The organism is Actinomadura latina NBRC 106108 (genome assembly GCF_001552195.1).
GTDB lineage: Bacteria > Actinomycetota > Actinomycetes > Streptosporangiales > Streptosporangiaceae > Spirillospora > Spirillospora latina.
In genome coordinates this window covers 127,338-139,602 of the sequence record NZ_BCQS01000011.1, presented here as the reverse complement: position 1 = coordinate 139,602, position 12,265 = coordinate 127,338, and the positions used below count along the sequence as shown (strand labels likewise).

General features: G+C 68.5%; 15 protein-coding genes and 1 tRNA gene. 5 read left to right on the top strand and 11 right to left on the bottom strand.

Annotated features, from left to right (window positions below; genetic code table 11):
- Positions 1 to 24: 24 nt before the first annotated feature.
- Positions 25 to 1,563, top strand: coding sequence for a glycosyltransferase family 39 protein (locus tag AL2_RS16645; RefSeq protein WP_067634765.1), 1,539 nt, complete (start codon positions 25 to 27; stop codon positions 1,561 to 1,563).
- A gap of 3 nt (positions 1,564 to 1,566) precedes the next feature.
- On the opposite strand, the gene AL2_RS16640 is transcribed toward AL2_RS16645, so the two are convergent.
- Genes AL2_RS16640 through AL2_RS16625 form a run of 4 tightly spaced genes read right to left on the bottom strand, consistent with a single transcriptional unit; the run spans position 1,567 to position 5,408 of the window.
- On the bottom strand, positions 1,567 to 2,193 hold the full coding sequence (locus AL2_RS16640) for a DUF1444 domain-containing protein (RefSeq protein WP_245666687.1): 627 nt from the start codon (positions 2,191 to 2,193) through the stop codon (positions 1,567 to 1,569).
- Positions 2,194 to 2,231: 38 nt separating this feature from the next.
- Positions 2,232 to 3,743, bottom strand: coding sequence for a cobyric acid synthase (locus tag AL2_RS16635; protein WP_067634764.1), 1,512 nt, complete (start codon positions 3,741 to 3,743; stop codon positions 2,232 to 2,234).
- Positions 3,740 to 4,636 carry a cobalamin biosynthesis protein gene (locus AL2_RS16630; RefSeq protein WP_067634955.1) on the bottom strand — a complete coding sequence of 299 codons (897 nt, stop codon included), beginning with the start codon at positions 4,634 to 4,636 and terminating at the stop codon, positions 3,740 to 3,742. Before AL2_RS16630 ends, AL2_RS16635 begins: the two co-directional genes overlap by 4 nt.
- Positions 4,620 to 5,408: a phosphotransferase gene (locus AL2_RS16625; RefSeq protein WP_245666686.1), complete on the bottom strand. Its 789-nt coding sequence runs from the start codon at positions 5,406 to 5,408 to the stop codon at positions 4,620 to 4,622. Before AL2_RS16625 ends, AL2_RS16630 begins: the two co-directional genes overlap by 17 nt.
- 123 nt (positions 5,409 to 5,531) lie before the next feature.
- Between AL2_RS16625 and AL2_RS16620 the strand changes: the two genes are divergently transcribed.
- Positions 5,532 to 5,608, top strand: a tRNA-Arg gene (locus tag AL2_RS16620).
- 204 nt (positions 5,609 to 5,812) lie between these two features.
- Here the strand turns inward: AL2_RS16620 and AL2_RS16615 are convergent.
- The 6 genes from AL2_RS16615 to AL2_RS38540 form a co-directional block, all read right to left on the bottom strand.
- Positions 5,813 to 6,514, bottom strand: a complete 702-nt coding sequence (locus AL2_RS16615) for a tyrosine-type recombinase/integrase (RefSeq protein ID WP_281181594.1) — start codon at positions 6,512 to 6,514, stop codon at positions 5,813 to 5,815.
- A gap of 169 nt (positions 6,515 to 6,683) precedes the next feature.
- Positions 6,684 to 7,109, bottom strand: coding sequence for an HIT family protein (locus AL2_RS16610; RefSeq protein ID WP_067634763.1), 426 nt, complete (start codon positions 7,107 to 7,109; stop codon positions 6,684 to 6,686).
- A 250-nt stretch (positions 7,110 to 7,359) separates the two neighbouring features.
- Positions 7,360 to 7,617: a hypothetical protein gene (locus tag AL2_RS16605; RefSeq protein WP_067634762.1), complete on the bottom strand. Its 258-nt coding sequence runs from the start codon at positions 7,615 to 7,617 to the stop codon at positions 7,360 to 7,362.
- Positions 7,614 to 7,913 carry a DUF6247 family protein gene (locus tag AL2_RS16600; RefSeq protein WP_067634761.1) on the bottom strand — a complete coding sequence of 100 codons (300 nt, stop codon included), beginning with the start codon at positions 7,911 to 7,913 and terminating at the stop codon, positions 7,614 to 7,616. Before AL2_RS16600 ends, AL2_RS16605 begins: the two co-directional genes overlap by 4 nt.
- 473 nt (positions 7,914 to 8,386) lie before the next feature.
- The gene (locus AL2_RS36385) at positions 8,387 to 8,773 is read right to left on the bottom strand and encodes a tyrosine-type recombinase/integrase (RefSeq protein ID WP_083946586.1); all 387 of its coding nucleotides are present in this window, start codon (positions 8,771 to 8,773) and stop codon (positions 8,387 to 8,389) included.
- A 33-nt stretch (positions 8,774 to 8,806) separates the two neighbouring features.
- Positions 8,807 to 10,066, bottom strand: a complete 1,260-nt coding sequence (locus tag AL2_RS38540) for a reverse transcriptase domain-containing protein (RefSeq protein WP_157438197.1) — start codon at positions 10,064 to 10,066, stop codon at positions 8,807 to 8,809.
- A gap of 700 nt (positions 10,067 to 10,766) precedes the next feature.
- Here AL2_RS38540 and AL2_RS16590 point away from each other — a divergent pair.
- The 3 genes from AL2_RS16590 (at position 10,767) to AL2_RS38325 (ending at position 11,716) form a co-directional block, all read left to right on the top strand.
- Positions 10,767 to 10,991: a FitA-like ribbon-helix-helix domain-containing protein gene (locus tag AL2_RS16590; RefSeq protein ID WP_067634760.1), complete on the top strand. Its 225-nt coding sequence runs from the start codon at positions 10,767 to 10,769 to the stop codon at positions 10,989 to 10,991.
- Entirely contained in the window at positions 10,988 to 11,401 is a 414-nt protein-coding gene (locus tag AL2_RS16585) for a type II toxin-antitoxin system VapC family toxin (RefSeq protein WP_067634759.1), read from the top strand. Before AL2_RS16590 ends, AL2_RS16585 begins: the two co-directional genes overlap by 4 nt.
- An 81-nt stretch (positions 11,402 to 11,482) precedes the next feature.
- On the top strand, positions 11,483 to 11,716 hold the full coding sequence (locus AL2_RS38325; protein ID WP_174550852.1) for a hypothetical protein: 234 nt from the start codon (positions 11,483 to 11,485) through the stop codon (positions 11,714 to 11,716).
- Here the strand turns inward: AL2_RS38325 and AL2_RS36375 are convergent.
- The gene (locus tag AL2_RS36375; RefSeq protein WP_210747829.1) at positions 11,709 to 12,203 is read right to left on the bottom strand and encodes a glycosyltransferase family 2 protein; all 495 of its coding nucleotides are present in this window, start codon (positions 12,201 to 12,203) and stop codon (positions 11,709 to 11,711) included. The genes AL2_RS38325 and AL2_RS36375 overlap by 8 nt on opposite strands.
- Positions 12,204 to 12,265: the final 62 nt, after the last annotated feature.

The following is a 12,265-nucleotide window of genomic DNA, read 5'->3' as shown; positions in this document are numbered from 1 at the left end:
ACAATCTCTGCCAAAGTCTGGATCATGTCCGCCCCCGCGTCCGAGGCGTCCGATCCGGTCGAGGCCGAGGTTCCGTCCGGTGCCCCGGAGGTGGCGTGGCGGCCGGTGCTGTTCCTGGCCGGGGCGCTGGGGGTGCTGCTGCTGGCGCTCAGCGCGCGGTACGGCTACCACCGCGACGAGCTGTACTTCCGGGTGGCGGGACGGCATCTGGCCTGGGGATACCCCGACCAGCCGCCGCTGCTGCCGCTGATCGCGCGGGCGGTCACGACGGTGTTCGGCGACTCGCTCGTCGCGCTGCGCGTCCCGGCCGCCCTGTTCTCCGCCGCCGGCGTGGTGGTCGCCGCGCTGACGGCGCGCGAGATGGGCGGCGGACGGCGGGCGCAGCTGCTGACGGCGGCGTCCTATGCGGTATGCCCGTTCGTCGTCGCGATCGGGCACACGTTCTACACGGCGACGCTCGACCTGCTGCTGTCGACGGCGATCGTGTGGCTGGTCGTCCGGTGGGTGCGGACCCGCGACCAGTGGCTGCTGCTCGCGGTCGGCGCCGTGTCCGCGCTGGCGCTGAACGTCAAGTACCTGGCCGCGTTCCTGCTGGTCGCGCTCGTGATCGGGTTGCTGGTGTCGGGGCCGCGCGAGTTCCTGCGGCGTCCGATGCCGGCCGCCGGGGTGCTCGTCGCCGCCCTCGCGGTCGTCCCCGGGCTGGTGTGGCAGGCGCGGCACGGCTGGCCGCAGATCGACATGGCGGAGGCCATCGCCGGCAAGGGGGACTTCGCCGGACGGCCCGGATTCATCCCGTTCCAGCTCATCCTGACCGGCGTGTTCCCGTCCTGGCTGTGGATCTACGGGCTGTGGCGGACGTACCGGTCGGACGGCCTGCGCGCGTTCCGGTTCCTCGGGCACGCGTACCTGCTGCTCAATGTCCTGTTCCTGATCACCGCCGGCAAGCCGTACTACCTGAGCGGGCTGTGGGCGGCGCTCTGGGCGGCCGGGGCCGTGGAGGTCGAGCGGAACGGCGCGCCGCGCGGCTTCGGGTGGCTGGCATCCGCCCCGATGTACGTCCTCACCGGGATCACGACCGTCCTGCTGACACTGCCGGTCTATCCGGTGAAGTGGCTCGCCGACACGCCGCAGCCCGTGGTCAACGCCGACGCGGCCGAGACGGTCGGCTGGCCGCGTTTCGCCGCGCAGGTCGCGGACGTCTACCGCGCGCTCCCGCCGGACGAGCGGTCCACGGCGACGATCGTCGTCGGCAACTACGGCGAGGCGGGCGCGCTCGACAAGTACGGGCCCGGGCTCGGCCTGCCCCGCGCCTACAGCGGGCACAACGGGTTCTGGTACTTCGGGCGCCCGCCGGACACGGGCGGCCCCACCATCGTCGTCGGCCCGGACACGGTCGCCGACGGCGCCCGGCTGCACCGGTTCTGGTCGGACGTGCGCCCGGTGGCGCGCATCGACAACGGGGTCGGCCTCGACAACCAGGAACAGGGCAAACCGGTCTGGGTCTGCCGCGGGCAGCGCGCCCCATGGACACGGCTGTGGCCGGAGATGAAGCAGCTGTCGTGACTCCTACGCGCCCAGGACGTCCCAGGTTCCTCCGCGGCGCACCATCAGGTCGTGCGTGAGCAGGCTCCCCGCCGGGACGTCCCAGCTGGGGTCGTCGTTGTCGCGGTCCTCGGCCCACACCTGCCCGACCGCCCAGCGCAGCTTGTCGACGCCGTCGGGATGACCGGTGCCGGACGCCACGAACACGTCCCGCGCGGGCGCCGCCACGACGAGGTCGCCCTCCACGTCCTGGGCCAGCTTCTCCAGGAACCCCTCGTCCAGCAGCAGACCCGACTCCAGGGTGCCGCGCCCGGGCGCCCCGCCGAGCGACACCGTCACGGCGCGGACGTCCGGGTACCAGCTGAGGCTCAGCTCCGGGCGCAGGTCGCGCAGGTTGATCACCGCGCGGCGGCGCAGCTCGCCGGGCGCCACGCCCAGCTCGGCGCAGTGCCGGCGCGCCACGTGCTCGTGGCGGCGGCCGGACGGGACGCCCTCGTCGGCGATCTCCAGCGCGTAGGTGGCGTAGAGGTCGCCGGCGAACGGGTCGCGGATCGGCTCCTCGTCCGCGGGCAGCGGGAACTCCAACTGGATCTCCGCAGGCACCCGCGCCTTCATCAGCGGGACGATCAGACTGGACCGCGGGTCGGTCACGGGACGTTCCTCCTGGCACCTGGTGCGGCCTGAATGGATCACCCTACCGCCGCGGCGGGCGGTTCCGGGGCGCCACCGGGAGGGACGACGGGCAGGCCGCCGGGCGCTCCCTTCTCGATGATCCGCCACACGGCATCGGTGTCCAGGTGCTCCTCGACGAGATCGCCGAGCGCGTCCAGGGTGGCTTCTCTCAACGCTGCGAATTTCATGTCGGGGGCGGGAGTGAAATCCCTTCGGGCGTGCTCGGCCACGTCTTTGAGGAACGCCCTCCTGAACCCGTCATTCTCCATGGCGCCATGCCAGGTCGTCCCCCAGACGGCGCCGTTTCGGCAACCGTCCAGGAAAGGTTCTCCCTGCGCGGTGACGACGCCGTGGTGAATCTCATAAGCGTCGACGTCCTCACCGTAGGCGCTGCCCGTGGGCCGCCCGAGGACTTTCTCTTCCCCGAATTCGACCCTCGCCGGAAGGAGACCGAGCCCCCGAGTCGTCCCCTTCTTGGACTCGATGTCGTCCACGATCTCCTCGGCGAGCATCTGGTAGCCGCCGCAGATACCGAGCACCGGCCGCCCTTCACGGGCCCGCTTTTCGATCTCCTCGGCCATTCCCCTGTCGCGGAGCCACTGCAGATCGTCGACCGTGGCCCTGGTACCCGGCAGGACGACGAGATCGGCCTCCGCCAGATCACCGACGCTCGCCGCATACCGGACGACGACACCGGGCTCGCACGCGAGGGCGTCCAGGTCCGTGAAATTGGAGATGCGCGGGAACCTGACGACGGCTATCCGAAGCGTCGCATTCCCGTACGGGCCCTTGGCATCGGGCCTCGGCGAATCCAGCGCCAAGGTGTCCTCAGAATCGAGATAAAGACCGAGCTTCCAGGGCAGCACACCCAGCGTCGGCCGCCCGGTGAGGAACTCCAACTGCTCCAGCCCCGGCCTCAGAAGCTCATAAGCACCCCGGAACTTATTGATGACGAACCCGGCGACGAGAGCCTGGTCCTTGTCTTCCAGCAGCGCGACCGTCCCGTACAGCGACGCGAAAACACCGCCCCGGTCGATGTCACCGACGACCACCACCGGCAGGTCGGCCGCCCGCGCCAACCCCATGTTCACGATGTCCCCGGCCCGCAGATTGATCTCGGCAGGGCTCCCCGCGCCCTCGCACACCACGACCTCGTACTCGGCCCGCAATTCTTCAAGGCTCTCAAGCACCACGCCCTTGAGCCACTCCTTATGGCGGCCATACTCCAGCGCGTCGACCTCCGCGACAGGCCGTCCCAGAACCACGACCTGGCTGCGCCGATCACTCCCCGGCTTCAGCAGCACCGGATTCATCACGGCCCTCGGCTCCACCCCCGCCGCATGAGCCTGCATGTACTGCGCCCGCCCGATCTCCGCCCCATCACTCGTCACCATCGAATTCAGCGACATGTTCTGGGCCTTGAAAGGCGCGACCTTCACCCCTTGCCTGGCCAGCCACCTGCACAGCCCCGCCGTGACGACGCTCTTTCCCGCGTCCGACGTCGTCCCCGCCACCAGCAGCCCGCTCACCGCAGCACCCCGATGACGACCGCCGCCGCGAACGTCGCAGCCGCCGAGAACCGAACGGCCCTCCGAATATCCCGCGCCTCGGGCGCCCTGCCCTCCCCCATCTCGGGCCGCCGCTCAACACGCCCCCCGTACGCGTTGACACCGCCCAGCCGCACACCGAGCGCGCCCGCGAACGCCGCCTCGACCCGCCCGGCATTGGGACTCGGATGCTTCCTCCCGTCCCTCCGCAGAACCCGCCAAGCCTCAGGCCCTCCGCACACCGCCACCAATCCCGCAGTCACCCTGGCCGGAACCCAATTGGCGACATCATCCAGCCTCGCCGCCGCCCACCCGAACCGCTCATACCGCGGACTCCGATACCCGACCATCGCATCAAGCGTGTTCACGGCCCGGTACATCAACAACCCAGGAATCCCCGCCACCGCCCCCCAAACCAATGGAGCCACCGAAGCATCAGACGTATTCTCGGCAACCGATTCCACCACCGCCCTGCTGATCCCCCGCGCATCCAATCCCTGAGGATCCCGCGCGCACAAATGAGGAAGCCGCTCCCTGGCCCCCGACAAATCCTCACGCTCCAACAGACGAGCCATGACGAGCCCTTCACGCCCCAATGACGTCCCGCCGAGCACAGCCCAGGTAACCCCGGCAGTAGCAAGCCCGTGCACCCCGAACCGCCGGCTCACCCGCTCAACCAAAACCCCGACCGCCCCCGCACTCCCGACAAGCCCCCCAGCATAGAAAACCCCGCGCCACCGAGAATCCCCATAAAGATGACCTTCGACGACCGAGGCGACACGCCCGAACCCTGCGACCGGATGCCACCGCTTCGGATCTCCCAGAAAGGCATCGAGCACGACACCGGCCACAAGCCCCTCAGCAGAGCCGCGCATCAAGCTCATCCCAGTGCCTCTCCAGCCAGTCCTGCGCCCGCCGGATCCGCGGCCCGGCACCGCCGTCCCAGATCCGCGCCCATCCCCCACCACGCTCCGCCCTCGCCCGCATCGCCCGATAAGACCGCTCGAACCTCACCCGCGCGGCCGGCAGCACGTCCCGCCGCAACTCACGCTCCAGCCCGTAAGCATCACAGAAGACCTTCAACCTCCACCCGACATCAGCCCCGTACAACAACGCATCCCGATCGGCCGGGTCCTCAATAGGCCCCCAGTGCCGCAACGCCGTGACAACATCGAACAACCGCGTCGTAGGCCGCGCCAGATCAAAATCGATCAAAGCCTTCGGCACACCACCCCGAAAAACAACATTCTCCGGTGTGACATCACAATGCCCGATGACTTCGGGCTCCCCGTCCAGGTTGGAGACGTCCCCATCCCAAGGAGCGTCCGGCACGCCATACGACGCGACAGCCTCGTGGTACCGCCTCAGCAGCCGCCCGACACTCCGAAGCGCGTCCTCCGAAACCACATACGCCGCCAGCGGCCGCTGCGGCACGTCCCCCGGCACCCAGCTCAGCACCTCCCGCCCCCGCTCATCCACCCCCAGCACCCGCGGCGCCCCGTCGAACCCCACCGCCTCCAGATGCCGCAAAACCCCGTGCACAGCCGGACTGTGCGCCCCCAGCGGCCTCCGCACCGTCTCCCCGACCCGCACCACGCCCTCCGACACGCCCCCACCGGAGAGCGGCACCTCAACATCCACTGCCACAGCACCCAAAGATAGATCCCCAAACACCCCTCACGGCCACTCACCCGTGGTAACGACGTTATAGATGTGGAGCTGGAGGACCCGCCCCCTTACACTATGTCCCGGCGTCCCGCCGGGCGCCGGGCGCCCGTAGCTCAGCTGGACAGAGCATCGGACTTCTAATCCGACGGTCGCGGGTTCGAATCCTGCCGGGCGCGCCATCATGACCAGCCGATCAAGGCCCTGACCTGCGAGGGTGTCTCTCACACCGATTCGTCCGGATGCAGCCAGACGCCACCGAAGGCAGCCGAGCGGCACCGTTCCCGGAATATACGCGGAATGAGACCGCCCACGTTTGCCCAGGTCAGCAAGCAAGACAAGAGAGGCCCCGGAACGCTCCGGAGCCTCTCCACCGCAGTCGCCGATCATGCCGCCAACGCGTCCTCGATGCGCTGGTTGGCGACGTCCCGTTGCCCGTCTATGCACTTGGCGTAAACGCGCAACATCACGTCCACGCCGTGACCAGCGCGTTCGGCCGCTTCGGGCGCATGGACGCCCGCGTTCAGCCAGAGCGACACCGCCGCATGCCGAAGGTCATACGGCCGAGCCGCCAACGGGGAGTCGACCTGATCGGGAGTCAGCGCCAGGGCGCGAGCCTGCTTCCAGACTTGCGCGTAGGCCGAGCCAGAGAACGACCGGCCACCACTGGTGACGAACAACCGCCCGTCCCTGGCCGTCCCGAAGGCATCGAGGTGCTTGTGGAGAATCGCCACCAGCTCAGGCGGGATGGGGACCGGCCGGACGAGGTCATCGTCCCGATGCTTGAGGCCCCGATCATCGAAGGTCTCCCCCGAGTCGGTGTAGCGCTTGTTCGTCTGCGGCCGGGTCTTCTTGAGTGTGATCAGGCCCCAGCCGGTTGCCGGAAGTTCGCAGTCCTGCCGCCGCAGGCCCGCAGCCTCAGCCGGACGAAGGCCAGCGAAGTACATGCACGCGAACATCGCCCGCAGCCGAGGGCCGCGTGACCGGCCAACGTAGGAAACCGCCGTCAGCAGCTCCCGAGCTTGGGCCGGGTTGACGACGACGCGGCGATCAACGGCGCCGTTCTGCTTCGGCGGACGCCACTTCACGCGATCAAGGGGCGGCGGCGCTTGGGCCGCTGCGCGGCCCCGCGCCAGGCCGCCCGGAGCGTGCGGCGTGGGCGCCGGTCACCGGACGGCCGCGCCGGGCCGCGCATCGCGACGCTCCCGCCCAGTCCGCCGGCGAACGGCTGTCACGGGGTCGCGCCGCCGCCCCGCCTCAGGTCATCACTTGCCGCAGTCGTGAAGCGAGCCGAACCCTCAGCTCTCGGGATGCCGGAGCCTTATCCGGGTTAGGTATCACCAGGTTGTCGCCGTCGAAGCGCGGGATGACGTGCACATGCAGGTGAGAGATCACCTGGTCTGGCGCGTCGTTGTTGTTGAGCACAGTGGTCCCTACGGCCCCGAAGGCCAAAGGGGCCGCGCGTGTGATGCGGGCAACCACGCTGAACACTGCCGCAAGTAGGGACGGCTCAACCGTGTGCAAGGCGGTCACGTGCTCGACCGGGCAGACCAGGACATGTCCAGGGTTGGCGCGTCGCTGCTTCCTGGCCAGTGAGACGAAGACCTGATCAGTCCGCAGGACGACCAAGTCGCGATCCATCTCACCCGACCCCGTCGCGCAGAAAGGGCACTCGTCAGTCATTCAGGCAGAGTCGCAGACACGCGCCCGAGCGGAGGAAATCCGGCTCAGGGATGTCGCAATCTGGTCTGGAAGGGTGCGGGGCTCCCCCGACCAGAAGCTTTGAGGATGGCGGCGGCCGGAACCTGTCAAGGGCGCCCTTCGGGCGTCACTACGTGATGGCTACGCCACCCTTGACAGAACCCGTCCGCCGCTAGGTACAGGTATCGACGGGTCGGGGGAAGGAAGGTGGGGAAGAACAGCGGCTACGCCGCTACCCCAGCCACAGGATGTCGATGATGCGCAGCGTCTCGGCCTCGTCGTCGACTAGCAGCGTGAGCATGCCCTCTCCGTTCGCGCCGAAGAAGGCGTGTCGGATGGCTGTTTGGCCTGGCCGTTCTGGCACCGCGTCCCACGGCGTTTCCAGGAGATCGAGGAGGCGCTCAAGTAGTGGGCCGTCGCGGACTTCGTTGGGGAGCCCGTTCAGCTCGTACAGCGCGCGTCCGTGGAAGCCGTCCCAGCGGTACGTCACACCCGGCCTTCCCAACCCGGAGGGGTGTAGCGGACGAAGCTGTCTTCCCTGCCCTGTAGGGCGTCCTGCACCGCCTCTTCGTAGCCGGGACGGTCGTAGGCGATGGCCCGCAGGCGCCACCGGCGCAGCAGGGCTTGGACCTGCTTGAACCGCGCCAGGTCGTGAGCCGCGTCGAGCGCCTCGTCATACTCGGCCCGGAACTGGTCACGATGCGCCGGCGGGAGCGCGTCGAAGATCGCGGCCGGATCCTCGCCGGGATCGCGCGGCGCGGTCGGTTCCTCGGGCTGAGCGGTCATGACGTCCAATCTACCTGTGGCGCCTGTCGGGCGTGGAGACTCCCGACAGGGCAGGCCCCAGCCTCACGAGCAAGATCCGGAGCATGTACGGAATGATCTTGCTTGCCCGGCGACATCGCAGGAGAGATCGCAGGAGAGTCCGCGCAGGTGAGCTAGGGTGCGGAGCCTCCGGAGATCCTCGGACTTCTAATCCGACGGTCGCGAATTCGAATCCTGCCGGGCGCGCCCCCGTCTGACCTGCAGTCTTACCACTGCCAAGATCCAGAATTCTGCCCGGTATGTCCCCATGTTTGCTCGATGTTTGCTCGGCTGTCGCGCCCCTGTCGCTGAGCCCTCCCCAACCTGGCTGATCACCGGTGTCGAGCGTCCTTGGCCAGTGCGTCGGCGCGTCTGCGAAAAGCCGCGGCTGTGCGGGACTTTGGGGCTCTGGCCGGCCGCCTGCCCTGCGACAGGTGCCGGTCAGCTTCTGCCGGTCATCGGTTCGACGTTTCCACCAGGTGGACGACGCGGCCCGCTGCTGTCGTTTCGTCCGGCTCGGGACCGGTGCGGGCGTTGAGGATGACGGCGGCGGCGTCTTCGGCGGATTGGCGGGCCAGGTCGGGCAGGACGCTGGTGTAGGTGTCGGAGGCGATGGTGATCGACGACAGCCCCAGGGGCTCTTGTACGACTTTCAGGTCGTGTCCGGCGCGCAGCAGGATGGTGGCGGCGCCGTGCCGCAGGTCGTGCAGCCGGACGGGTGGTAGCTCGGTCTCCATGGCCAGCAGCAGGAATTGTTCGGAGACGGCCATGGGCGCCAGCGGGCTGCCGTCGGGTTGGGTGAAGACGAATCCGGTGTCGTTCCAGGTGTCGCCTGCGGCCAGGCGTTCTTGGTTCTGGCGGGCGCGGTGGGCGGTCTACTGCTTGACCGTGTGCTGGTCGAGGGTGACCTGTCGTTCTCCGGCTTCGGATTTGGGGCGGCCTTGTTCAGTGCGGCCGCCGTTCTGGGTGATCTGCCATCGGACCCGGATGGTGCCTTCGTCCAGGTCGACATCCGCCCATCGCAGCCCGCACGCTTCGCCGCGCCGCAGCCCGCGGAAGGCGATCAGGTGATAGAGCGCATGCAGCCGGTGCAGGGCGGCACGGTCGAGGAACGTGCCGGTCTGTTCGGGTGTCCAGACCATGACCGGTGAGGGCCGTGGTGTGCTGACGTAGGCGTCCATCGGTTTGACACGCCCGCTGCGCACCTTCTCGCCTGGCCCGGCCGAGCGGACGCGGCTCTTGACCTCGATGAATGTCTCCCGGCCCCGACTCCATTCGCGGACGCGTTCGGGTGTCCACACCAGCGCCTTGGGGCGGCGGCCGGAGGGCAGTTCGATCAGGGAGGCGACGTTGAGGTCGATGCGCCGTTCCCGGATGGCCTGGTTGAGGGCGGCGCGCAGGGTGGCGCGGATGCGGTGCATGGTCGCGGGGCCGACCACCCGGGCCCCCTTCACCTGTGCCCGTGCTTCGTGGTCGCCGGACTCGCGGGCGCGGGTGATCGCCTCGTTGCGTTCGTCGATGGCGTCGAACACCGCTTGGACGTCGGAGACGCGGAGCCGGTCCAAGCGGATGTGGCCGACGACCGGGTTCAGGTGGGTGGTGATGTGGGTGCGGTAGCTGCGCAGTGTGCCGTTACGCAGGCCTTTACGTCCGGCGAGCCAGGTCTGCAGCCACTGCCCGACCGTGATGGCGACCTCCAGGTCGCAGATCCGTTCCTCGATCGCCTGCATCAACTCCTGGTGACCGATCGCCGAGAAACAATCGGCGATGTCGGTCTCGACCACCCACCTTCGTCCCCGCTGCTGCTCATCGATGAGCACCTGCAGGGCGTCATGCGCCGAGCGTTTCGGACGAAACCCGTAACTGCACGACGCGAAGTCCGCCTCGAAGACCGGCTCGAGCACGATCTTCACGGCGGTCTGCACGACGCGGTCACCGACAGCGGTAATCGACAACGGCCTGTACTGGTCTTTCAACCCTGGTTTGGGGATCAGGACCCGCCGTGTCGGCAGCGGCCGATACCGCTGCTCCCGCAGTCGATCGGCCAACTCCTCCAGGAGCCGGTCAACGCCGTACTCCTCGACCTGGGCCAGGGTGGTCTTGTCGATGCCCGGTGCGCCATTGTTGTTGCGCACCTGAACCCACGCGCGCTGCAGAACGTCTCTGCGGAAGACCTTGTCGAACAGCGCGGGTTGTGTTGTCCGGCCGGCTCAAGCGGTACTACGGCCGCCTCCGACGCCCACCCGGCTCGCCGCCCACTTCCCGGGTTCACCGGCTATAGAGCGCGATGCTCCGGCAACATCTGTCCGCAGGTTGCCGGGCCGGGGAGGGCCTCCCCAGTTCCCGCCGCCACTATCGATGCGTTCCGCGCCCCATACGCCGGGGAGTCCTTGGCGGCTGCGCTTCCAGGATCTACACCGCGTCCATGGCCTTCGCCCCGATTTCGAGAGGCTCGGCACTCCCTCGTCCCACCCCATCGGGCGGGCTGAGTAACGACGCCGCAGGCTTCGCTTCATGCTACGGACCGCACCGTCGCTCCCCCCTTGAAAGGGCCTTTGACACTGGGCTTCGAGCGGATTCACGAGTTCAGGGCATGTCTTCGACCTGCGGTTTCTTCCGTGCCTGGCATTGCCGTAGCGCTCGGCGCCCGGTTCTGACGGCAGCGGTGACGGCAACACGGGCGAACGATGCCTTCCGCGCCGCGCATTCGCTGACGGTTGGCGACCGTCGTGCCAGTTACCAGCGCAGGGTTATCCAACCGGTGCCGACGGGCGAACCCGGCACTACTGGCCGCACACTCCGGTCTGCATGCACCTTGCATGCTAAAATGCCTGCATGGGAGTCATACAGATCCGGGACGTCCCCGAAGAGACCGAGCAGACACTGAAGGCCCGAGCCGAGCACGAGGGCAAGTCGCTGACGGCCTATGTGCGAGATCTCCTGAACGAGGAGGCCGCCACCCCCACGCTGGACGAGGTGATGGCCAAGATCGCCACTGATGAGCCGGTGCCCTACGACCCCGACTTCGTCCGCGCGACCATGCGCGAGGGACGCCGGTGAGTCTGGTCGTCGACGCCTCGATCGTCTTCCGCCTGCTGGCCAACGTCAAAGGCGACGATCTCCTTCGGCAACGGCTCGCCCGCAAGCTGCACGCCCCAGCGTTGATCGACGTAGAGATCGCCTCAGTCGTGCGCGGGCATGCGATCACCAGCAAGCCGGAGGTACGCATCTCCGAAGCACGGGCCCAGATCATGCTCGAGCGTTACGCCCAACTCAAGATCGTCCGCCACCCCATGCTGCCCCTGCAGCGGCGTGTACTGGAGCTACGCAACAACCTCACCGCCTACGACGGCATGTACGTGGCCCTCGCCGAACTGCTCGGGGTGCCTCTGCTCACCGACGACGCCAAGTTCGCCGGGTCCGCAGGTCACCGAGCGGAGATCCACCGTTACCCACCACCCCAGGTGTGAAGTAGGGCCGTGCGGTGGGTACCCGGCCGAAACCAGTGCGAGGAGCGCTTGAGAGAACACTCGGTGCGAGCGGGAGCAGCGATGACTGATTTCCCCAAGTGGAGCGAGGTCCGCGCCGGCGTCGTCGCAGCGGCGGGCGGCGAGGAGGCCGTCGCCGAGGCCCGCAAGCGCAATCAGGCCTACATCGACGGCCACCGGCTGGCCGAACGCCGCAAGGCCGTCGGCCTTTGGTGCGCGGCAACCGCCCCTCGGGGGTGGGGCAGCCGCACGATTTGTAGGTCGTTCCGGCAGGCACGTGTCCTACTCGCTATCTGATGTGAGCTTTCCGGCGGTGTCGTTGAGGCCGAGCAGGGCGAGCAGTCCGGTGGTGGGGACCGTCATCACGTTCCTGTCCCGCTGCACGCCAAGGGCGTACAAACCGTCCGGGAGTGCCGGCACGCTTCGTCTCCGACCTCAGCGCGAACGACGAGCGGCTGCTGCGACATGCGGCCGACGTCACCGTCCGGCATCGACGCCCTCCGGGATCGGTGGCCGATCTGAGGAACATCACGTAGCGGCCGCGCGCGAGCTGGAGACCGGCGTCGCGCGGGTCGCCGCACCCGCCGGAGTTGACGGGGAGCCGGATCGACCGCACCCGGTCCGGATTGGCGGCCTCCAGCCGGGCGGCCGCCTTCGGGGTCGCGTCGATGCTCGCATCGTCGACGATGACGACCTCCACCCGGGCGAGCGACTGCTCCAGCGCCGAGCGGACGGCGCGGGCGAGCCGCCGCGCGTCGTTGTAGGCGATCACGATGACGGTCATGTCGGGTTCCGAGGGCAAACGGTTCCACCGCCTCATCCGCGTCCAATGATCTACTATCGCGA

Bases quoted from the DNA above. Each gene is read 5' to 3' on its own strand.
- AL2_RS16645 (WP_067634765.1), top strand. From the start codon at position 25: ATGTCCGCCCCCGCGTCCGAGGCGTCCGATCCGGTCGAGGCCGAGGTT.
- AL2_RS16630 (WP_067634955.1), bottom strand. From the start codon at position 4,636: ATGCGCGGCTCTGCTGAGGGGCTTGTGGCCGGTGTCGTGCTCGATGCC.
- AL2_RS16610 (WP_067634763.1), bottom strand. From the start codon at position 7,109: ATGACTGACGAGTGCCCTTTCTGCGCGACGGGGTCGGGTGAGATGGAT.
- AL2_RS16600 (WP_067634761.1), bottom strand. From the start codon at position 7,913: ATGACCGCTCAGCCCGAGGAACCGACCGCGCCGCGCGATCCCGGCGAG.
- AL2_RS16590 (WP_067634760.1), top strand. From the start codon at position 10,767: ATGGGAGTCATACAGATCCGGGACGTCCCCGAAGAGACCGAGCAGACA.
- AL2_RS38325 (WP_174550852.1), top strand. From the start codon at position 11,483: ATGACTGATTTCCCCAAGTGGAGCGAGGTCCGCGCCGGCGTCGTCGCA.
- AL2_RS36375 (WP_210747829.1), bottom strand. From the start codon at position 12,203: ATGACCGTCATCGTGATCGCCTACAACGACGCGCGGCGGCTCGCCCGC.